We start from the raw sequence: 20,771 nt of genomic DNA, 5'->3' as shown, positions 1-20,771 counted from the left end.
ATTCGTTGATGCAGGTTCGGAGGGGGACCAGCTGTGGGCTTCGAAGAGATGACGTCGTACGACCAGGCGGCTTGGCGGCAGTCGCTCAAGGTGCTCCATGAGGCACCGCGTCAAACGCTTGTTCCGAAGAAGCTCCGAGAACGGGCTTCCTCCGCTGCGTCATGGGTGGCAGGTCGGGCCAGCGAACTTCCCGGGGCGGAGTCGGCCCGGGAGATCGTCGAGCGAGCCTTCGAGGGAACACTTGCGCTGACCTTCCAGCCCGCACTGCGCAGTACCCGGCCGGGCTCGATCGTCAAGCGCTACTCGAAGAACAATCCGGATCTGGAAACCTACGAGCAGATCCGGGCATTGCCGCTTGAAGAACGCGATGCCATGTTGCCGCCGAAGTTCGGCTATACGTTGGGCTCGGCCGGTCAAGGGGCAGTGACAGCCTTGGCCGTCACGGGAGCGGAGGTAGCTTCCACGGTCACTGCGGGCACGACTGCAGCGGTGGCGATCGGGGCGGTGGCCGCCGACAGCGTGGCATCGATGGCGATGATGGGGCGGACCGTCGGCGTGGTGGCTTCTCGCTACGGTTACGACGTTCGGCTCCCCGACGAAGAGCTCTTCGCGATGGGCGTTCTTTCGCTCGGGGTGGCGGGCTCCCTGGGGGCGAAGACGCAGGCTCTGGCTGCTCTGTCGCGATTGACCCAGCAGATGATGCGCAAGGCGACGTGGAAGAAGATGAATGAGCACCTCCTCGTTCAGGCGATCGGCAAGGTCTACCAGATGCTCGGCCTACGACTCACCCAGAAGAAACTTGCGCAGACGGTTCCGTTGGTGGGCATTGGGCTGAACGCAGCGCTCAGCGCCTCGCTGACGGAGCGGACGTTCCGCCGCGCGCAGGCTGTCTACCGGCTTCGGACGCTGTCCGAGACCTACGGAATCGATCCGCAGGAGTGGATGTCCGGCTCGCCAGCCAGCTCATCGGCCGGCGATGATTCACGTGAGGAAGCCGTGGTGGATGTTATGGCGGTGTTGGACGCTGAGAGGAATCCTCCTACCGATCCGTGACGGCTGGGACAGGAGACGTCGCAGGTTGCTGGCGGCAACATCCGATCGATGGACCCGGGGCTCGGATATAACTCGGGTATGCGGAAAATCGGGGTTGTGGTGGCTGTTGTTGTTCTGGGCGGGGCGTTGGTTGGGTGCGGGTCGGGGGAGGACAAGAACGCGGGGGTGAAGACGCCGGCGTCAGTGACGACTCAGGCTTCTTCGGTGACTCCGACGACGCCGGCGGCCTCGAAGCCGGCGGGGAAAGTGTTCACCTCGCCTGATGGGTACTCGTTTGTGCCGCCGGTCGGGTGGACGAATTATCCGGCCGGGGCGGCGGGTGGGATCTCGGTGATGTTCATCGCTCCCGAGCTGGACAAGGCGGCGAAGTTCTCGGACAACATCAACGTGGTCGTGAACGCCAACAGGAAGGATCTGGAGGCGACGGTCTCGGAGACGAAGCGGGCGCTGCCGACCGTGCTGACGAAGTATCAGGTCACGGTCGACGAGCCGATCACCGCCGGCGATCAGGAGGCGCATCTTCTGGGTGGGACGTTCGACCAGGGGACTTTCCATCTCCAGAATCTGCAGCTCTTCTTCATCACCGGGGGCAAGCAGTACACGGCAACCTTCACCTGCCCGGAGGCGAGCTTCGCGAAGCTGCGCGCCAAGGCGCAGGCCTCGTTGCTGACCCTGCGCGCGGCCTGACCGGCAGAGCGGGCTCGCAGCGATCAGGGGCTGGACTTCTGGCGGATGGGGATCTCGACGTGCAGGGTGGTTTCGCCGGGGACGGAGGTGATCGTGATGGCGCCGTTGTGGCGTTCGACGATGATGCGCTGGGCGATGTCCAGACCGAGGCCGGTCCCTTTGCCGACATCCTTGGTGGAGTAGAAGGCCTCGAAGGCCCGGGCGGCGACCTCGGGTGGCATGCCCTCGCCGGTGTCGGTGACCTCGACGACGACGTTGTTGCCTTCGGCGTGGGTATGGATGCGCAGCGTGCCGGCGCCGCTCATCGCGTCGACGGCGTTGTCGATGAGATTGGTCCAGACCTGGTTGAGCTCACCGGCGTACGCCTCGATCCGGGGCAGTTCGCCGTACTCGCGCACCACCTCGATCCCGTCGCGGAGTTTGTGGCCGAGCATCACCAGGGTGTTCTCGAGTCCTTCGGTCAGGTCGGTGGGCTGCAGGGATGCGCGGTCCAGTTGTGAGTAGGACCTGACGGCCGAAACCAGCTCGGAGATGCGCCGGGTCGAGATCTTCACCTCCGACAGCAAGGTGGTCGCGGCGAACGTGCTCGCCACCCATTCCAGACCTGGTTCCAGATTGTCCTCGTCCAGTACTGCGGCCGCCCGCTCGCACCAGGCGACGTCGACGCCGGCGGCGGCCAGCGGCTGGGCGATCAGCCAGTCACGCTCCACCCCATGCCGTCCGAGCCAGCTGGCCATGGCGTTCTCCTGGTCCGCGATGTCCAGCGGATCCAGGCCGACCGCGGCTGGCTCGATCTCGCGGCGGAGCTTGTCGAGCGCGGTCAGCTGCGGGGCGGAGATCTCCCCCTGGGCCAGCCGGTCGAGAGAGGAGATGAGCGTCTGGCAGACATCTTCGAGCGCGTCCGCGGCCCGGGTCGCAGCGGCCGCGGGATTGTTGATCTCGTGTGCGAGGCCCGCGGCCAGGGTTCCGAGAGTGACCAGCGACTGGCGTTGCCGCGCGGTCGCCTCGATCGAGCGGGCAGTTCCGTAGACCCCGTTGATCAGGTGCCCGCCCAACGGGAACCACGCGGTGATGAGCGTACGCAGTACCGCCGCCGGCACCCGCAGTACGCGACCCTCCTGTACGCCGCGCCCCGATGCCAGATAGACGCCCCGCTCATCCCAGGCCCTGAACCCGCCGGCCCAGCGACCCGGCACGTCCAGCCGGCCGACCACGTTCTCCTCCCGGCCGACGCGCCTCGACAGCTCGATGGCGCCGTCGACCAGCACCCACCAGTAGTCGGCGTGCTCGCCTTCGGTGAACAGCTGGACCCCGGGCTCGATCCGTACTTCGGTGCCGCCGTCGAGTAGCTCTGTCAACTGCGCGTCGGTCAGCCCGGCGAGGAGCTCGAGTCCGCGGAGATCGTCGACCTGCATGGCTCACACCGTCGCCAGGTAGCGGTGCACGAGGTAGACCGACATGGCACCCTCGCCGACCGCGGAGGCGACGCGTTTCATCGAGTCGAGCCGTACGTCACCGGCCGCGAAGACGCCGGGCACACTCGACTCGAGGGCGAAGGGGGCCCGCGGCAACTGCCAGGCCTTGTCGTGAGTGAGCAGCTCCTGGCCGGTCACCACGAATCCCTTGGCGTCCCGGACGACATCAGGGCCGAGCCACTCGGTCCGCGGCGAGGCGCCGACGAAGATGAACAACCAACTCGTCGGCAGCTCTTCGGTACGGCCGGTATCCCGGTTCGTGACGGTGATCGCTTCGAGGTGCCCGTCGCCACGGCAGGCCGCCACCTCGCTGCGGCATCTCACCTGGATGTTGGGAGTGGACGCGATCTTGTCGATCAGGTAGCGCGACATGGTGGCCTCGAGCGAGCTGCCCCGGACGATCAGGACGACCTGCTTGGCGTAGCGCGCCAGGTTGAGGGCGGCCTGGCCGGCCGAGTTGGCTCCGCCGACGAGATAGACGTCATCGCCCTTGCACTGGCTCGCCTCGCTCGCACTCACGCCGTAGTACACGCCGCGGCCGGTGAGCTGCTCGAGTCCGGTCGCTTCCAGCCGGCGGTACGAAACGCCGGTGGCCACGATCACCGCGCGGGCCTCGATCTCGCCCCCACCCTCGACCAGTACGGCGTGCACCGGGCCTCTGGTCTCGAAGCCGACCACCGCGCGGGCCAGCACCATCTCCGCGCCGAACCGCGAGACCTGCGCGACCGCCCGCTGGGCGAGATCCGAGCCGGTCAGTCCTTTGGGGAACCCGAGGTAGTTCTCGATCGCGGCGCTCTGTCCGGCCTGTCCGCCCGGTGCCTCGCGCTCGACGATGACCGTGCTCAACCCCTCGGATGCCGCGTACACCGCCGCCGCCAGGCCGGCCGGACCACCACCGACGATGCAGACGTCGTACAAGGGCTGTTGGGCGTTGGTCCGCAGACCGAGTGCTCCCGCGAGCTCGAGAGACGACGGTGAGCGAAGCGTGTCGCCATCGGGGATCAGCACCAGCGGCAGGTCCATCGGTTGGGCCTCGGCAAGCAGCGCCAGCCGCTGAGCCTCCGGATCGCGCTCGACGTCGTACCAGCGGTAGGGCACGTAGTTGCGGGCCAGGAACGTCTTGATCTCATGACTACGGTCGGACCAGCGGTTGCCGACCACCCGTACGTCGGACGTGTGATCGGGGTTGGCCTGCCGCCAGTCGTCGAGCAGGTCCTCGATGACCGGGTAGAGCCGCTCCTCGGGCGGATCCCACGGCTTGAGCAGGTAGTAGTCGAGCCCGATGTCGTTGATCGCCTTGATCGCCACATCGGTATCGGCGTATGCGGTGAGTAACAGGTACTTCGCGCCGGGTGCGTGCACCCGCGCCTGCTCGAGCATCTCGATGCCGGTCATCTCCGGCATCCGCTGGTCGGCCGCGATCAGCGCGACCTGTTGGCTACGCAGCGCGAGTTTCGTCAGCACTGCAAGGGCTTGTGCGCCCGACGTCGCGCGCACGACGAGGTAGTCGTCGCCGTAACGATTCCGCAGATCCCGGGAGATCGCAGCGGACACCATGGGATCGTCGTCGACGGTCAGGATGGTGGGTTTGCTCATCTGATCTTCCCCCCAAAGCACAGAGTAACCATCGCGGCGAGTTCTTGACAGGGGTGGGGGCCGGTCTCATGATGCTTGCAATCTGTGTCGTTTAGTGCACATAAGTAACGATTGTGCGCAATATTGAGCGATACTCGTCGAAGGGACCGCCCATGAGAGTTCGTCGTCGGCTGTGCGGAATCGCTCTTGCTGTGATGCTTGTCGGCGCTGGGCTGGTGGGTGGTGGGGCGGCGAGTGCGGACACTGTCGCGGCCAACACCAGCGCGGCTGTGGGTGAGAAGCCGATGATGGGGTTCAACAACTGGGCGCGGTTCACGTGCGCGGCTCAGACGCGGCTCGACGGGACGAGGAGCGGGTATTCGTTCCAACAGTTCATGCAGGATCAGGCGAAGGCGATGAAGGACACCGGTCTGGTCGCCGCGGGGTACAAGAACCTGACTGTTGATGACTGTTGGATGCAGCGGACGAGTGCGGGATATCTGCATGGAGCAGCTAGCTGGGGTGGGAGCAGCCAGCCTGGGTTCGACTGGGAGTTGACCGACTACTCCAACTTCGTGCACAGCCAGGGGATGGAGACGGGCCTCTACAGCACCTCAGGTGTGAACACCTGCCAAGGCGTGCCTGGGGGAGTGCTGGGGCACGAGCAAGTCGATGCCAACTCCCTTGCCTACTGGGGGATCGACTCGCTGAAGCTGGACAACTGCGGTACGACGAGCAGCAACCGCCAGCAGATCTTCACCACAATGGCCAACGCCCTCAAAACCGCTACGGCCAACACGAGTCGCAAGATCTTGTTCAACGAGTCGGCACCCGCCGGCTACGGGCCGACCAGCTCCGAGAAGTACAACTCGATGGACTGGGTACGGACGCTCGGTCAGATGTGGCGGGTCAGCCCGGATATCGCTGTCTGGCACGGTGACAACGCGTCGGCCTGGAACTGGCCGCACGGCGGTGACTACTACGAGGGTGGCGTGATCCAGAACCTCACTGACACAGTCGCTCTTGCCCGCTACAACGGTCCGGGCAACCACAACGACGCGGACATGTTGCTGATCGGCGACAACAACCAGTTGACGCTCGCCGAGCAGCGCAGCCAGTTCGCGCTCTGGTCAGCAATGGGCTCGCCCCTGATGATCAGTACCGACGTCCGCAAGCTGGCCGCCGACCCCACGACTTACGCGCCGCAGTTGAACATCCTCAAGAACAGCGACATCATCGCCGTCGATCAGGACTCCCTGGGCGCCGGTGGCTACCTTGCCTCCCGGGACAGCGCAATCGACGTCGTCGTCAAGCCTCTGGCCGGCGGACGTCGAGCGGTCGCAGTACTGAACAAGACTGGCGCCTCAACCAGCTACACGCTGAACCTCAGCCGCCTTGGCTTCGCGAACACGACCTGTACGCGCACCGCAAGAGACCTGTGGGCTCACACCAACCAAAACGTCCAGGCATCGATCACCACAACGATCGCGAGCCACGACACCGCGATATACACCGTCGATCCCGGCAGCTGCGGAAATGCAATTTCGACCGGACAGATCCAGGCCCCACAAAGCGCCTTCCAAGCATCCGCCCTGTGCCTGGACGCCTACACCGGAGCCGCGCTCGGCAACAAGGTCGCTCTCTACGGGTGCACCGGCAACAGCAACCAGCAGTGGCAACGCCAGTCGACAGGACTCATCTCCTCGCTGCAGAACAGCAGCCTGTGCATCTCCGGCGACTCCACCGGGCTCCGCCTGGCCGCCTGTGACGGCAGCGACAGCAGGCAGAAGTGGGTCTACAACCGCGCTGGTCAGCTGCGGCAGGGCAGCACTTGTATCGACATCGCCGGTAGCGACTTCACCAACCAGAACTCCGTCGTCGCCACCTACGCTTGTGGGAGTCATCAACCCAACCAGACCTGGAGTGCTCCTTTCGACAATCCGCCCGGTAGTTAACTCGAAGCTTTACCCAACCGCCCCGAAGGGAAGCTCGAATGTCCGTCACCCGCAGGAAGTTCATCGCCACGTCCGCCGGAGCGGTAGCGGCAGGCATCGCAGCCAGTCAGCTCACCCCCGAAAAAGCCCGCGCCGGTACGACGGGAACGCTGACGGACGCGAAGCACATCGTGATCCTGATGCAGGAGAACCGCAGCTTCGACCACTACTTCGGAACCCTGCGCGGAGTACGCGGCTTCGGCGATCGCAGCGGGATCCAGCTCCCCGGCGGCTACAGCGTCTTCAACCAGCCCAACGGCAGCGGCCGCCACTATCCCTGGCAGTTCAGCAAGACCCAGCCGGCCGGCGGTGCGGATCCGGAGCGGCTGGCGCAGTGCAACGGCGACCTCAGCCACGGCTGGTCGGATCAGCATGGCGCCTGGAACGGCGGGAAACTCGACAGTTGGGTCGCCGCGAAAGGAAATGTCCGGGCCCTGGGCCACCTGGTCCGCGACGACATCCCGTTCCACTACGCGCTGGCCGACAACTGGACGATCAACGATGCGTACTTCTGCTCGATCCTCAGCGCGACCGGCCCGAACCGGACCTATCACTGGAGCGGCCAGATCGATCCGGGAGGCGTCGCCGGCGGACCGGCGTACGACGGCGGTGACGAATCCGGCCTCAAGTGGCAGACGTACGCCGAGGCGCTCGAGGCGGCCGGCGTCAGCTGGAAGGTCTACCAGAACGCCTCCGACAACTACGGCGACAACGCGCTCGCCTACTTCACCCAGTTCCAGAACGCGCCCGCAGGCAGCGTATTACGGACAAAGGGCATGTCGTCGGTGCCCCGCGTCACCGGCCGTACTCCGGACGACATCCTGGCCGCGATCCGTGCCGACGTGACCGCTGGGACCCTGCCCCAGGTCAGCTGGGTCGTCCCCAACCAAGCCGTCTCCGAGCACCCGTACGCGACCCCGGCCGACGGTGCGAACTTCGTGCGCGGCCTGATCGAGGCGATCAACGCCGACCCGGCCGTCTTCAACCAGACGATCCTGTTCCTCAACTACGACGAGAACGACGGCTTCTTCGATCACGTGCCGCCGCCGATCGCTCCGGCCGGAACCGCGGGGGAGTACTACAACGGCACCGCGATCGGTCTCGGCTTCCGGGTGCCGCTGCTGGCGATCTCTCCCTGGACCCGCGGCGGCTGGGTGAGTTCGGAGGTCTCCGATCACACTTCTGTACTACGGTTCCTCGAGCGCTGGACGAGTGCGATCGGCAAACCCGCGACCACTCCGAACATCAGCGCATGGCGTCGTCAGGTCTGCGGAGATCTGACCGGGATGTTCGACTTCGCCCACCCCGTGTACGGATTGCCGAGCCTCCCGGCGACTCCGACGATCGGTTATGGCAATTGCACCCTGCTGCCCAACCCGGCGCCGGTGGACAATGCCTTGCCGGTGCAAGAGCCGGGGACCCGGCCGGCTCGAGCGCTGCCCTACCAACCCAACGCGAATCTGGACCGGCTGGAGTTCGGTGCCGCAGGCAAGATTCTCGTCTGGCTCGCGATGGCGAACACCGGTACGGCGGCGACGCACTTCGCGGCGTACGCGAATGCCTACCGCAGCGGCGGACCGTGGCAGTACACGGTCACCTCGCAGGGCGGGACGAGTGACTTCTTCAACTGCGGCACCGGCTTCGGGGACGGCAAGTACGACCTGTCCGTCGTCGGGCCGAACAGGTTCTTGCGTCGCTTCACCGGGAATGCCACCACGGCCGGCAAGTACCTCTCCGCGACAGCGACGTACGCACCGGCACCGGACACCGGCAAACTCGCCATCTTCTTCAAAGCTGACCAACACCTCGACGGCAGCGGTCACCTTCACCATCCGTGCCAACAACTACCGCGGCGACGGCCCATGGACCTACCAAGTCGCCGCCGGCGCTACAGTCACCGACTACTTCAACGCCACCGCTTACGCCTCTGGTTGGTACGACTTCACGGTCACGGCGAACTCGGACACCGCCTGGACCCAGCGCTTCACCGGCCATCTGGAGACCAACACTCCGTCAGTCTCCGGCTGAGAAGCGGGCGGCCCGGATACCGTGCGTTCATGCGGTGTCCGGGCCGCTGCTGAGACGTTGGAGGATTCTGTGGGAACAAATGGCCGGCAGCATCACCCGGTGGTGTTGGCGCACCAGGCGCAGCGGGCGGCGCATCTGCAGGTGCGGATCGCTGATGCCATCACGGCGTTCGCCGGATCGATGCAATTCGTCTACGTGCACGTGGTGGTGTTCGCGGTCTGGATGCTGCTCGTCGAGTCGAGTCCCTGGCCGACGTTGACATTGGTGGTGTCGCTCGAGGCAATCTTCTTGTCGACCTTCGTGATGATCGGGCAGAACCGCCAGGCGGCGTTCCAGCAGGCGAAGGCCGACCACGACTTCAACGAGTCGGAGCTGGAACTGAAGACCAACACACAGCTCACCCGCGAGATCCACGTACTCACGACAGAGCTGCATCGCCGTCTGGTGGACGATATTTAGGAAGTATGGGGAGCGGATCTAGTTTCACGGTGTCTTACTGCCGCCCGTGAAATGGAGTAGAGATGATCCGTCAATGGATGCGACGCGTGCTTGTGGTGTCGTCGATATGCCTCGCCGGTCTGGTCGTTGCGCCGCTGCCCTCCCACGCAGCAAGTGCGAACCCTGCCAAGCCGGCCCAGCCGCAGAAGGCGGTCGTCGTCAAGCCTGTCGCGAAGGCGTTGCCGACCGTCTTCACGGTGCAGTCCTTCGTGGCAGTGCCGTCGAACTACATCTACAACCCGTCGCTGGGATCGCTGCACGACTTCTGCACCTCGTCGCCCGACTCGTGGTTCTCCGCAGACTTCCGTGGCCCGTGCGCGATCCACGACATGTGCTACGAACAGCCGGGCTCGCACAAGAAGTTCTGCGATGACCAACTGGAAGTGCAGCTGACGGAGAACTGCGACTACGCCTACGCGCCAGGTGCGAGCCGGTCGACCTGTCACGGTACGGCGAACGTCTACTGGGCAGCTGTCACGGCATTCGGCGACGACTAAGGGAAGGGCTCCCGGCCTTTTGCAGGAAGTTCAGCGGAAGGCCGGGGGACCACCGTGGAGCCCGCGATGAGTGGCGTCGGGGTCGGTGAAGAAGTTGGGGACCTGCGGAGACGAGTCGTAGTGGCGATGGAAGACCGGGGTCTGTGAACCGGACATCGGCGGGACGATCCAGGTCCAGTCGGTGGGACACCGGCGGCCTGCATTCTCCTCGCGTTCCAGATGGGTCAGAAAGCGGCGGGACTCGGTGTGATGGTCCGTGATAGTCACACCCTGAGCGCGAAACGAGTGCAGTACGGCGCGGTTGAGTTCGACCAGAGCCCGGTCTCGCCAGAGCGTCGTCTCTTCGGAGGTGTCCAGGCCCATCCGCTCGGCGACTTCCGGGACCAGCGCATAGCGGTCACTGTCGCCGAGATTGCGAGCGCCGATCTCCGTGCCCATATACCAGCCGTTGAAGGGCGCGGCCGGGTAGGAGACGCCGCCGATGACGAGCCGGTTGTTGCTGATCACGGGAACCGCGTGCCACCTCAGGTCGAGGTCCGCGAACCACGCCAGCTCAGGGTGACGCAGTGGCACCTCATGGATCGAGGCGGCGGGGACTTCGAAAAGCTGAGGTCCCTCTTCGACCGTCTCCACGACAAGGGGGAGGACGTCGAACGCGCCCGGCGACGAGGGTGGTTGCCAGCCGCGCTCGATCAGCCCAGAAGTGAAGGCGAGATAGCGAGGATCGCCGAGAACACGCTCATCGGGGAGCGCGTGCCCGGCGTACCGGATGAGTTGTTCGTTCCAGATCCGGGGGGCCGGCCGGTACGGCGTCTCGGGGGCGAACACGCTGATCATCGGCCGGATCTTGCCGCCGTTGTGAGCGAGTCGCAGATGGTCGAAGCAGTGCGCAGCGACGCGGCCGGCGTCCGAGACCGTTCGCAGATCGCGCACCTGCAAGCTGTGCCAGTACAGCCGGCCGATGCAGCGTTCGTTGTTGCGCCAGGCGACGCGTGCGCCGAAGGTCAGCTCCTCGCTGGTGTGCCAGTAGGTCCCGGTCAGGTCGATCTCGCGCATCACCGCGGCGACCCGCGGCCCGACCGCTCCAGCCCGTGGATTCTCGGTGTGGAAGAGCTCGAGGAACTCCCTGGCCGCGGCGCGGAGCAACTCGGTGTCGGGGCCCGGCTCAGGCACCGGCCGGTGTAAGGAGTGGCCGAGCCGCGCCCGGACCCGGGGACCGGGTCCAGGTGATGCCCGCCGCAACGCCTTGCGCCGGGAGCCGCTCATGTCGGACCCGGCGACTCGGTCCCGTGGTGCGAGCGTGCCCTGCGGCCGGTCGGGCTGTCCTCGCCGAGGCGGTCGACCTCGGTGGCGAACGAGTCCACGATCCCTTGCATCTGCGCCTGGGCCGACCGGGCGTACGAGCGAACCTGTTCCCCGGCCGTGTCCATCGCCTCCGCGACGATCTTCCGCTCCTGGGCACGCGCCTCGCCGATGCGTTCGCGCGCGTCCCGGCTGACGTCCTGGACCATCTCCTCGACCACGAGCTGTGCCTGGCTGAACAGCTGGACGACCTGGTCGTTCACCCGGTCGCCGGCCTGCTCGTACTGATCCAGCTCGGCCTTCATGCGTTGGAGTTCGGCCTGCAGGCGATCGTTCGCGGCCCGGCTGTCGCCGAGCTCGCGCTCGGTGGCCTGCACCTGCTCAGCGAGCAGATCGAGGTACCCGTAGACCTTGTCTGCGTCGAGACCCCGCATCCGGCGCTGAAATGTCGCGTCCCGGATCGATCGGGGCGTCTGGTAGTGCGATACGCGGTGGTTGGTGTGCGTCACGTGTCGTCCCCTGCTCTGGTTGCGCCAGCCCGGCCCCGGCGGCTGCGTAGTAGAAGTGCTCGTACTTGATGTCCTCCGGACGCATGCCGGCGCTCGTCAGCTGCTCCAACGTGTGCGCGACCATCTGCGGTCCGCCGCACACCATCGCCGTCCGGCCGATCAGCAGTTGTTTGGCCGCGATCGTGCCGACCTTCCCGCGCGTGCCGGGATAGGACGGATCGTCCGACACGACCTCCGTGTAGTCGAACCACGGCCGCTGCTCGGCCAGCTGCCGCAACCGCGGCCGGTCGTACAAATGCCAAGGCATCCGTACGCCGTGCAGCAGGTGGACCAACGGCCCCGAACCGGTCCGTTGCCACTCGTGGTCGATCTGCTCGACGACTGCCAGCAGCGGAGCGAGCCCGGTTCCACCGGCGACCATCAGCAACTCCCGGGTGTCACCTTCTCGCCGGGTCAGCCGTTCGCCGAGCGGCGCTCCGAGCTTCACGACGTCGCCGGTCTTCAGCGTCCGGACGACCGTCGGGCTCACCTGACCGCCGTCGATCTGCTGCACATGCAGGTCGATCGAGCCGTCCTTGCGCGGTGCGTTGGCCGGACTGAAGTACCGCCACTGCCGAGGGCGCTGCGGGATCTCCATCGACACCGACTGACCCGGCCGGTAGTGAAACGCGCGCCGCGGCCGCACTCGCAGCAGCGTGAGGTCCATCGTTCGCCGCTCGGCACAGACGACATCGGCGTCCCACCAGTCCGGGCTGGAGTCCGACGACATCTCCGCCGCCTCGACCATGATCCGTGCGACCACCTGATACGCCGCGGTCCATTGTGCCGCGAGATCCTCGTCCCAGTCGGACCCCAGGAAGTGCATCAGGGTTGCGCACAACGAAGCACCGACCGCGTTGTAGTGCTCGGCGACGACGGAGTACTTGCGATGATCCCGGCCCAGGTGCTGCAGGAAGGCCTCGTCCTTGTCGAGTTGATCGGCATGGCTGACGATCCGGCCCAGTGCGTTGACGAACTTGTCCCGCTGATTCGCCATCGACAGCGGGAACATCGACCGCACTTCGGGATGAGAGACGAAGAGGTGTGAGTAGAAATACAGCGGTACCTGTTCTCCGTGTGTAGTGACCCGGTCCCAGCTGCGCTGTAGCGTATTTTCTTCCATCGGAGTTCGCTATCCGTCTCGGAAAGGCAGCTCCTCGGTCGTGACGGACCGCCCGATGATGGGCAGCAGGTGGTGCCGGTCGCCGGCGGCGCATGCCGGCGAATCCTTTGATGACAAGGGTTCCCTCCCCATTCGATCCCCGAGTCCTTCGGCGCTTCGCCCTCCCGACCTACCCGCCGGCCGGCCCGGCGAAACGACGCATCGGACTTCATGGTGTCGAAATTCCGCCGCTGTCTCGACACTTGCCGCTGAGCCAGATCCAGACGTGATCATCGTGTCCGCTTTGCGGCGAGCCGACGGCACGAAACTCCTTTGACACTGCACGCTCGCTGCTGATCTGCTAATGGCCAGTACGCCGGATCAGCCGGCGCCGACCGGAAGGAGGGAAGCCATGAACATCCTGTCCAGCAGCTTCGCTCTGAAAGGTATTTCGGTTTGTCATTCGCACGTTCGTTCAGCTGTGAACACTGTGGCGTAGAGGTTTCTCTCGACGCCCCCGGCACCACCCATCGCAATCATTGCCCGAGTTGTCTGTGGTCCCGCCATCTCGATCGCAACGTTCCGGGCGACCGCAAGGCCGATTGCTCAGGCGGTATGGAACCGATTGCAGTCACGGTCCGCGGCGAGGGCCGTTGGGTCCTCATCCACCGCTGTACCAACTGTGGCCGGCTGCGTCTCAACAAGACCGCAGGCGACGACAACGTCCTGCTTCTGATGCGACTGGCAGCGTTGCCACTCACGATGCCGTTCCTCCCGTTCGCTCCAGAACCGGAGGTCGCGACGGCCACTCGCAAGCCGAGGGCACGCAAGACGAAGGTCTGAGCAGCACGACGGCGTCGCCTGAAACATCAGGCGACGCCGTCGCGTCGTACAGGTCAGGTGACGCCGTCGCGGAGTACGGCGTACAGGTTGTCGAGACGAGCTCGGTGGGCCTCGGCGACGGTGTCGGCGGGCTCGCCGGCGAGGTGCCGGCGTGCGGTGTCGACCAGGACAGTCGAGTAGCCGGCGATGAAGAAGGCGGCGAGGAGCGCAGCGTCGCCGCCGAACACCGGCGGCCGTTCGAGCTCCTCGGCGAGGGCCTGTTGGAGACCAGCGGCGATCTCCCGCGCGCGATTGGCCAGCGCCGGTGATGCCGCGACCGTCTGAAAGAACGGCAGCGCTCCGTCAGCCAGGCCCGACAGCGGGTGCCGCGCATCGGCGAGCTCGAGCGTCAGATCGCGGAGGAGCACGAGGACGTCGTCGCCCGGACCCCGGTCCCGTACGGCGGCCAGCAGCAGATCGAGCGCGTCGGCCTGCCGATCGAGGAAGAGGTCCTCCTTCCGGGCGAAGTGCTTGAAGACCGTCACGCTCGAGACGCCGGCCGCCTTCGCGACGTCGGCGACCGTCACCGCGTCGAAACCGCGCTCGACGAAGAGCCCGGACGCGACCTCCGCGATCTTGGCCCGGGTCTGCGGCCCGCCCCGTGTTCCGGTCCTCGGCACGGCGATCAGCTCCTCATGAGGTTGTGTCACTAAGCTTAGTGAGTTAACTTAGTGACTATGATCATCGCACATTCTCCCGGATCGCTCCGGCAGGCCTGGGTTGCCTTGGCCGGGCTCTCGGCCGTGTTCCTGTTCGAGATGCTCGACAACTCGATCCTCAACGTCGCCCTGCCGACCATCGGGCGCGACCTGCAGGCGTCGACCACGCAGCTCCAATGGGTGACCGGCGGGTACGGCGTTGTGTTCGGCGGACTGATGCTCGTCTTCGGAGCCCTCGCCGACCGGTCCGGTCGCCGGCGGATGATGCTGATCGGGCTGGTGCTGCTCGCGGTTGCGAGTCTCGCGACCGCCTTCGTCAGCAGTGCGAATCAACTCATCGCGGTCCGGGTCGCGATGGGGATCGCCGCCGCGATGACCACGCCCGGTTCGATGGCGCTGGCCTTCCGGCTGTTCGCCGACGACGGTCTCCGGGTGCGCGCCTTCACCGTGATCTCGACCGTCGGCATGGCCGGCCTCGCAGTCGGCCCGACGGCGGGCGGCTTCGTGCTGTCCTTCGCTCCGTGGCAGGTGCTGCTGCTGATCAACGTCCCGATCGCCGCCCTCGCGTTCATCGGCATCCGGACTGGGATCGCCGCCGACGATCCCGCCGAGCTGCACCGCGACCCGGTGGACATCGGCGGGGCGATCCTCGGCACCGCCACGATTGTCCTCGCTCTCGTCGCCCCGACGTTCTTCGTCGAGCAGGGCGCTGGCGCCTGGCAGCCCTGGGTTACCACGGCTGCCGTCGTACTGGCCGCCGTGCTCTTCGTACTTCGCGAGCGGACGGCGAAGTTCCCGCTGCTCGATCTCAAGCTCGTCGCTCGCCCGCTGGTCGCCAGCGGTCTGGCCTACAAGGCTGCCTCCGGACTCGCGGTCGCGGGACTCGGTTACATGGTCACGCTGCAACTCCAGCTGGACTGGGGTTGGTCGCCTGCGCTGACGGCCATCGGCATGCTGCCGCAGGTCGTCGTACTACTGGCCGGTGGCGCACTCGTCACCCCGTTCGTGAAGCGGGACGGGCTCGAGAACTCCGCCTGGATGAGCTCGGCGCTGGTCGTAGTCGGCCTCGCCGTCTACGCGACCCTCGGTCGTCTCGGCTACGGATGGGTCGCGCTCGCCCTCGTGCTGGTCTCCGCCGGGATCCGCGTGGTCGGCGTCGTCGCCGGCACGAACGTCATGCGCGGTCTCCCCGAGAACCGCTCCACGATTGGCGCCGCCCTGGTCGACACGTCCTCGCAAATCACCACCGGCATCGGGATCGCCGCCACCGGCACGATCCTCGCCGCGATGTTCACCGGCAGCATCGCCACTGCGCACTGGACCCCACACCAGACCTCACAATTCGAGGCGGCGATCACCGTCGCGGGCCTGGCCCTGACCATCACAGCCGGAGCCCTCGTCAGCTGGGCGTACCTCCGCACCCGTCACACCGCGCCCATCGCCGAGCCGGTGGCAGCTTGACCAGTCAGAGGAGTTTGGTGAGGGAGCGATGAATGTAGTCCATCGTCATGTCGAGGTTGGCGGCGAAGGATGGGTTGACCTGGGACATCCCGGCGCACCAGAGGCCGAAGGCGACGTCGCGGGTGGCGATGAAGGCGTCGAGGTGAGTCAGGTCGGGGAGTTCGCGGTGGGCTGCATAGCCATCGAGGAGCGCGGCACGGAGTACGGGGTAGTTGTCGCGGTAGCGGTTGTCCCACAGCGGTACGGCGAGGTCGTAGAGCCAAGAGCCGAATCCACAGTCGTCGAAGTCGATGATGCGGAGCGCATCGCCATCGAAGAGAGCGTTCTCCAGATGCAGATCGGCGTGGATGAGTCCGTCCGGCCCGTCGGTCATGACCACAAGCATCCGGCGCGCGATCTCGTCGAACTGGAGGCGGACCGGCGTCGGCAGGAGATCCCAGCAGTCGGCGGCTGAGATTCCGCCGTACTCCATCGTGTTGCCGAAGAACGTCTCCCACTCCCACTGCATGCGCACGAAACCCGATGGGGGAGTCCACGTCGACGCGTGCTCATGCAGACGGGCAAGGACGCCGCCCAAACGCCGGAAATGCACAGGACGTGGGTTGTTCGCCTGCATGCGCCCGGTCTGCCAGAACGTGGTGTTCTCCCCATGCGCGATGAACGTCAGCCGCAGATCGTCGAGGGCGTAGTCCGCCAGCGCCCGCACGCCCGTACGCCGGATGCGGGCGACCTGAGCGCGCTTCGACTCCAGGTCGGCCATCCGCGGAGCGTATCGATATGTACGGGCAACATCACTTGCTTTTGACTGAGGGCATGGAGATACGACTCGCACAGACCAGCGATGCCGCCGCCCTGAACGACCTGCTGCAGCAGCTGGGGTATGCCCAGGGCGACAACGAGACGACAGCCGACCGGATCGAGAACTGGGGCAAGGAGGACTCGAGTGCGGTCTATGTCGCCGAGGCCGACGGTGAGGTTCTCGGCGTGATCGCGGTGCACACGTGCCCATTCTTCGAGCGGGCGGGCTCGTGGGGCCGGATCGTGGCACTGGTTGTCGACGAGCACGCTCGCGGCAAGGGCGTCGGTGCCGACCTGGTAGCCGCGGCGGAAGGCTTCGCCACCAGCCGCGGCTGCGTTCGCATGGAGGTCACCAGCAACGACCGCCGTACAGATGCCCACGCGTTCTACCAAGGGCGCGGCTATGTCATCCAAACGGGAAAGTCGTCCCGCTTTCTCCGCGATCTCTAACCAGGGTCAGCGAAGGGCGCGGAAGGCGTTGCGGACCTCGTTGGTGAACAGCAAGGGCTCTTCCCAGGCGGCGAAGTGGCCACCTCGGGCGGGCTTGTTGTAGTAGGTGAGGGTCGGGTAGGCGTTCTCGACCCAGCTCCGGGGCGCCACGAAGATCTCGCCGGGGAAGGCGCTGAAGCCGACCGGGACGGTGACCGGGGGAGGGACCTGGCGGCCGCCCTGGGGGTGGGCGCCTTCCCAGTAAACGCGGGCGGCGGATGCGCCGGTGCCGGTCAGCCAGTAGGTGGTGATGTTGTCGAGGATGTGCTCCCGGGTCAGGTTGCCGGACGGCTTGCCGTCGACGAAAGCCCCGGCGCTCTTGTAGTAGGAGTCGGTGTCGTGGTCGAGCATCCAGGTGGCCAGCCCGACCGGTGAATCCAGCAGCGAGTAGCCGATCGTCTGCGGCCGGGTGTTCTGCTCGATGAGGTAACCGCTGCCGGTAGCGCGGAACTGGTCGAGCGCGGCCGCGGCCGACTGCTCCTCGGCGGTCTCCTTCGGCTCGACAGCGCCGCCGAGGGCCGGCACCAGCAGGTTCATGTGGATTCCGAGCAGCCCCGCCGGAGCCTGGCGTCCAAGAGTGTCGGTGACTGCAGCACCGACGTCACCGCCTTGAGCGACGTACTGTGAGTAGCCGAGTCGTCGCATGAGTTCCGTCCACGCCTGGGCGATGCGGGCCGGTCCCCAGCCGAGCTCGGTCGGCTGGCCGGAGAAGCCGTAGCCGGGGATCGACGGGACGACGAGATGGAACGCGTCCGCCGCCCGGCCGCCGTGCTTGGTCGGATTCGTCAGCGGGCCGACGGCGTCGAGCATCTCGACGATCGAGCCGGGCCAGCCGTGCGTCATGATCAGCGGCAGCGCGTCCTCGTGCGGCGACCGGACGTGGATGAAGTGGATGTCGACGCCGTCGATCTCGGTCTTGTACTGCGGAAGCTTGTTCAGCTTCTCCTCGAACCGGCGCCAGTCGTACCGGGTCGTCCAGAACTTCGCCAGCGCCTGTGCGGTCGCGAGCTGGACTCCCTGCGAGCGGTCCGTGACCAGCTCCTTGGCCGGCCACCGCGTCTCGGCGACCTTCCGGCGCAGCGTGAGCAGCTGCTGCTGAGGAACCGAAACCCGGAACGGCCGGATCCGTGCATCATTGATTGTGCTTGCGGAGGCGGCTGCACCGGTGGCGGCGCCGGCCGGCGTTTCGCCGAACGTTGCCAGTGCGATTCCGGCGGCGCCCGCGGCCAGCCCGCCCTGCAGCACGCTCCGCCGCGTTGGCCCGGCCGCGTCGTTGGCTGTCGCTGTCGCTGTCGCTGTCGGCTTGGCACCTCCGTCGGTGGTGGTGAGTCGAGCCGAGGATGAGCGCATGGGTCTCCCTTTCACAATCGGACAAGCCTTCGTTGGTGGCTTCAGCCTGGTCGGATCCCAGCCTCGTCGCGCCCGTGGAAACCCCTGGTCGAGACCCCGTGTCAGCGTGGTGACACCGCGGTGTCAGGCTGACCCGCGATCGTGGTTGTCTACGAATAACCGGCCTGGAGGACAGATAGAAAATGTTTCACCGCATCGGGCGCGCCGTCGTCCGTCATCCCCTCTGGACGATCGTGGCGTGGGTCTTCGTCGCGGCCGCCGTCGTCGCGACGGCGCCGAGCCTGCCTTCCAGTAGCGACCAGAGCAGCTTCCTGCCGAAGAGCTACGAGTCGATCCAGGCCGCCGAGCTTCAGCAGAGTGCCTTCCCGAGCAGCTTCACGCCGTCCGCGATCGTCCTCTACTCGCGGGCCGACGGCGGCAAACTGAGCCCTGACGACCTCAAGGCCGCGGCGAACATCACTACCCAGCTCGGCGCCAAGAAGATCGACCAGGTCGAGCAGGTCGTCCCCGGCCCGCCGTCGAAGGACGGCCGCTATGTGATGGGCCTGGTCTCGATGAACGACGCGACCGCAGGGCAGCCGAAGCAGATGGACGCCGCGAAGGCGCTGCGGAACGACGCCAAGGAACTCACCAAGGGCACCGCGCTGGACGCCAGGCTCGGCGGTTCGGCAGCGCAGGGCCTGGACCAGCAGGAGTCGTCCAACCGGGCCAACGTCCTGACCTTCGTCGGCACCTTCGCGATCATCCTGATCACGCTGCTGATCATCTTCCGGTCGCCGATCCTCGCCGTACTCCCACTGCTTGTCCTGCTCGCACTGGTCTCGACCACCGCCAACGCACTGATCGCCGACGCCTCCAAGCTCTTCGGGCTCGAAGCGAACAGTTCGATCTCGGCGCTGCTGATCGTCGTACTACTAGGCGTCGGCACGGACTACTACTTGTTCCTCATGTTCCGGTACCGCGAACGCCTGCGGGCCGGTGATGAGCCGAAGCAGGCCATGATCAACGCGGTCGGCCGGGTCGGCGAGGCGATCGCCTCGGCAGCCGGTGCGGTCATGATCTCGTTCCTCGCGCTCCTGCTCTCCACGCTCGGCTTCCTCAAGCAGATGGGCCCCGCACTCGCCATCAGCGTCGCCGTAACCCTGATCGCCGCGCTGACCCTGTTCCCGGCGATCTGCTCGCTGATCCCGCCGCGCGCCCTGTTCTGGCCGTCGAAGGCCTGGCAGAAGGAGCCCACCAACGCACGCTTCGCCGCACTCGGCCGCGGTGTGCAACGCCGGCCCGGCCTGTACGCCGCTGTCTCGGGCATCATCATGGTCGCGCTCGCCCTCGGCACCCTGGGCTTCAAGGCGACCTTCGACCTGGCCGCCGGTTCGATGCCGGACACCAAGGAGTCGATGGTCGTCCAGACCGAGATGCAGAGCGCGTACTCGGCCGGTGCCGCGGAACCGACCTCGGTCCTCGTCACCTCGGGCAGCGCGATCGACCAGGCCGCGCTCCCGGCGTACGAGAAGAAGCTTGCGGCGGTCGACGGGGTCGCCGACGTCGCGCCGGCCGCGCTGAGCAAGGATGGCAAGACGGCCAACATCACGGTGACCTTGAAGTACGGGTCCGCGACCGACAAGGCGCTCGAGGTGATCAGCGACGTCCGGCAGGTCGCGCACGCCGAGGCGCCGCCGAACACCAAGGCGCTGGTCGGCGGGATGACCTCGATCTTCAAGGACATCAATGCCGCGGTGAACCACGACTACCGCACGGTGTTCCCGCTCGCCGCGCTGCTGATCATGGTCATCCTCGGCCTGTTGCTCCGCAGCGTCGTCGCACCCTGGTACCTGATGGCTTCGGTCGGCCTCGGCTTCGCGGCCACCCTCGGTGCCACGGTGCTGATCTTCCAGAAGGGACAGGGACATTCGGGGCTGATGTTCATGCTGCCGGTGATCATGTACCTGTTCGTGGTCGCGATCGGGACGGACTACAACATCCTGATGATCTCCAGGCTCCGGGAAGAAGCCCGGGAGGGCCGTGAGCCGCGCGAGGCCGCCAGCATGGCGGTGCGGCACGCCGGTCCGACGGTGGCCGCGGCCGGGTTCATCCTGGCGGCGACCTTCGCCACCTTGATGCTGGCCGGCAACTCGCTGCTGACAGAGATGGGTTTCGCCGTCTCCTTCGGCATCGTCGTCGCCGCGTTCGTGATGGCGATGTTCTTCACGCCGGCGCTGACCGCGCTGATCGGTCACGCCGCCTGGTGGCCGGGTGCGCAGGACCGCAAGCCGCCGACGCAGCACGCGCAGGCCGAGGAACGCGAACTCGACCTCTCCGCGAAGAGCTGACGTAGTAACTGGGGGGACCGGCTCGGCGAGTCGGTCCCCACCG

At 66.4% G+C, this 20,771-nt stretch carries 18 protein-coding genes and 1 pseudogene; 11 read left to right on the top strand and 8 right to left on the bottom strand.

The window, feature by feature from the left end; genetic code table 11:
• The first annotated feature begins 33 nt into the window (after positions 1-33).
• A complete protein-coding gene (locus ABZ004_RS05430) occupies positions 34-1,053 on the top strand; it encodes an EcsC family protein (RefSeq protein WP_355678541.1) in 1,020 nt (339 codons plus the stop codon).
• Positions 1,054-1,131: 78 nt separating this feature from the next.
• The gene (locus tag ABZ004_RS05425; RefSeq protein WP_355678540.1) at positions 1,132-1,740 is read left to right on the top strand and encodes a DcrB-related protein; all 609 of its coding nucleotides are present in this window, start codon (positions 1,132-1,134) and stop codon (positions 1,738-1,740) included.
• Between the two features lie 23 nt (positions 1,741-1,763).
• Here ABZ004_RS05425 and ABZ004_RS05420 read toward each other — a convergent pair whose 3' ends face one another.
• Both ABZ004_RS05420 and ABZ004_RS05415 read right to left on the bottom strand, forming a co-directional pair.
• Complete coding sequence (locus tag ABZ004_RS05420) at positions 1,764-3,155, bottom strand: ATP-binding protein (protein ID WP_355678539.1); 1,392 nt, start codon at positions 3,153-3,155, stop codon at positions 1,764-1,766.
• Positions 3,156-3,158: 3 nt separating this feature from the next.
• Positions 3,159-4,811: an FAD-dependent oxidoreductase gene (locus ABZ004_RS05415; protein WP_355678538.1), complete on the bottom strand. Its 1,653-nt coding sequence runs from the start codon at positions 4,809-4,811 to the stop codon at positions 3,159-3,161.
• Positions 4,812-4,963: 152 nt separating this feature from the next.
• Here ABZ004_RS05415 and ABZ004_RS05410 point away from each other — a divergent pair, with 152 nt between their 5' ends.
• The 5 genes and pseudogenes from ABZ004_RS05410 (at position 4,964) to ABZ004_RS05390 (ending at position 9,807) form a co-directional block, all read left to right on the top strand.
• Positions 4,964-6,745: a ricin-type beta-trefoil lectin domain protein gene (locus tag ABZ004_RS05410; RefSeq protein ID WP_355678537.1), complete on the top strand. Its 1,782-nt coding sequence runs from the start codon at positions 4,964-4,966 to the stop codon at positions 6,743-6,745.
• 38 nt (positions 6,746-6,783) lie between these two features.
• Positions 6,784-8,529, top strand: a pseudogene (locus tag ABZ004_RS05405) (phosphocholine-specific phospholipase C); the annotation flags it as partial.
• Positions 8,492-8,812 (top strand): phospholipase domain-containing protein, encoded by a 321-nt coding sequence (locus ABZ004_RS05400; RefSeq protein ID WP_355678660.1) that lies wholly within the window; start codon positions 8,492-8,494, stop codon positions 8,810-8,812. The pseudogene ABZ004_RS05405 and the gene ABZ004_RS05400, both read left to right, overlap by 38 nt.
• A gap of 99 nt (positions 8,813-8,911) precedes the next feature.
• Positions 8,912-9,271, top strand: a complete 360-nt coding sequence (locus tag ABZ004_RS05395) for a DUF1003 domain-containing protein (RefSeq protein ID WP_355678536.1) — start codon at positions 8,912-8,914, stop codon at positions 9,269-9,271.
• A 77-nt stretch (positions 9,272-9,348) separates the two neighbouring features.
• Positions 9,349-9,807: a phospholipase A2 gene (locus ABZ004_RS05390; RefSeq protein ID WP_355678535.1), complete on the top strand. Its 459-nt coding sequence runs from the start codon at positions 9,349-9,351 to the stop codon at positions 9,805-9,807.
• 30 nt (positions 9,808-9,837) lie between these two features.
• Here ABZ004_RS05390 and ABZ004_RS05385 read toward each other — a convergent pair whose 3' ends face one another.
• From ABZ004_RS05385 to ABZ004_RS05375, 3 genes are all read right to left on the bottom strand, one after another.
• Positions 9,838-10,980, bottom strand: a complete 1,143-nt coding sequence (locus ABZ004_RS05385; protein ID WP_355678534.1) for a nitric oxide synthase oxygenase — start codon at positions 10,978-10,980, stop codon at positions 9,838-9,840.
• Positions 10,981-11,069: 89 nt separating this feature from the next.
• The gene (locus ABZ004_RS05380) at positions 11,070-11,543 is read right to left on the bottom strand and encodes a DivIVA domain-containing protein (RefSeq protein WP_355678533.1); all 474 of its coding nucleotides are present in this window, start codon (positions 11,541-11,543) and stop codon (positions 11,070-11,072) included.
• The gene (locus ABZ004_RS05375) at positions 11,491-12,780 is read right to left on the bottom strand and encodes a globin domain-containing protein (RefSeq protein ID WP_355678532.1); all 1,290 of its coding nucleotides are present in this window, start codon (positions 12,778-12,780) and stop codon (positions 11,491-11,493) included. Before ABZ004_RS05375 ends, ABZ004_RS05380 begins: the two co-directional genes overlap by 53 nt.
• Positions 12,781-13,215: 435 nt before the next feature.
• Here ABZ004_RS05375 and ABZ004_RS05370 point away from each other — a divergent pair, with 435 nt between their 5' ends.
• Complete coding sequence (locus tag ABZ004_RS05370) at positions 13,216-13,602, top strand: RNHCP domain-containing protein (protein ID WP_355678531.1); 387 nt, start codon at positions 13,216-13,218, stop codon at positions 13,600-13,602.
• 53 nt (positions 13,603-13,655) lie between these two features.
• Here the strand turns inward: ABZ004_RS05370 and ABZ004_RS05365 are convergent, their stop codons facing one another.
• On the bottom strand, positions 13,656-14,291 hold the full coding sequence (locus ABZ004_RS05365) for a helix-turn-helix domain-containing protein (RefSeq protein WP_355678530.1): 636 nt from the start codon (positions 14,289-14,291) through the stop codon (positions 13,656-13,658).
• A 27-nt stretch (positions 14,292-14,318) separates the two neighbouring features.
• On the opposite strand from ABZ004_RS05365, the gene ABZ004_RS05360 reads away from it, so the two are divergent.
• Entirely contained in the window at positions 14,319-15,761 is a 1,443-nt protein-coding gene (locus ABZ004_RS05360; RefSeq protein WP_355678529.1) for an MFS transporter, read from the top strand.
• A gap of 4 nt (positions 15,762-15,765) precedes the next feature.
• On the opposite strand, the gene ABZ004_RS05355 is transcribed toward ABZ004_RS05360, so the two are convergent.
• Positions 15,766-16,593, bottom strand: coding sequence for a phosphotransferase (locus ABZ004_RS05355; RefSeq protein ID WP_355678528.1), 828 nt, complete (start codon positions 16,591-16,593; stop codon positions 15,766-15,768).
• On the opposite strand from ABZ004_RS05355, the gene ABZ004_RS05350 reads away from it, so the two are divergent.
• Positions 16,575-17,009, top strand: a complete 435-nt coding sequence (locus ABZ004_RS05350; RefSeq protein WP_355678527.1) for a GNAT family N-acetyltransferase — start codon at positions 16,575-16,577, stop codon at positions 17,007-17,009. The genes ABZ004_RS05355 and ABZ004_RS05350 overlap by 19 nt on opposite strands.
• 6 nt (positions 17,010-17,015) lie before the next feature.
• Here the strand turns inward: ABZ004_RS05350 and ABZ004_RS05345 are convergent, their stop codons facing one another.
• Positions 17,016-18,398: an epoxide hydrolase family protein gene (locus tag ABZ004_RS05345; RefSeq protein WP_355678526.1), complete on the bottom strand. Its 1,383-nt coding sequence runs from the start codon at positions 18,396-18,398 to the stop codon at positions 17,016-17,018.
• A 182-nt stretch (positions 18,399-18,580) separates the two neighbouring features.
• On the opposite strand from ABZ004_RS05345, the gene ABZ004_RS05340 reads away from it, so the two are divergent.
• Positions 18,581-20,728 carry an MMPL family transporter gene (locus tag ABZ004_RS05340; protein WP_355678525.1) on the top strand — a complete coding sequence of 716 codons (2,148 nt, stop codon included), beginning with the start codon at positions 18,581-18,583 and terminating at the stop codon, positions 20,726-20,728.
• Positions 20,729-20,771: the final 43 nt, after the last annotated feature.

Source organism: Kribbella sp. NPDC006257, from assembly GCF_040613535.1.
Classification (GTDB): Bacteria; Actinomycetota; Actinomycetes; order Propionibacteriales; family Kribbellaceae; genus Kribbella.
This window is presented reverse-complemented; position numbering and strand designations above follow the sequence as displayed.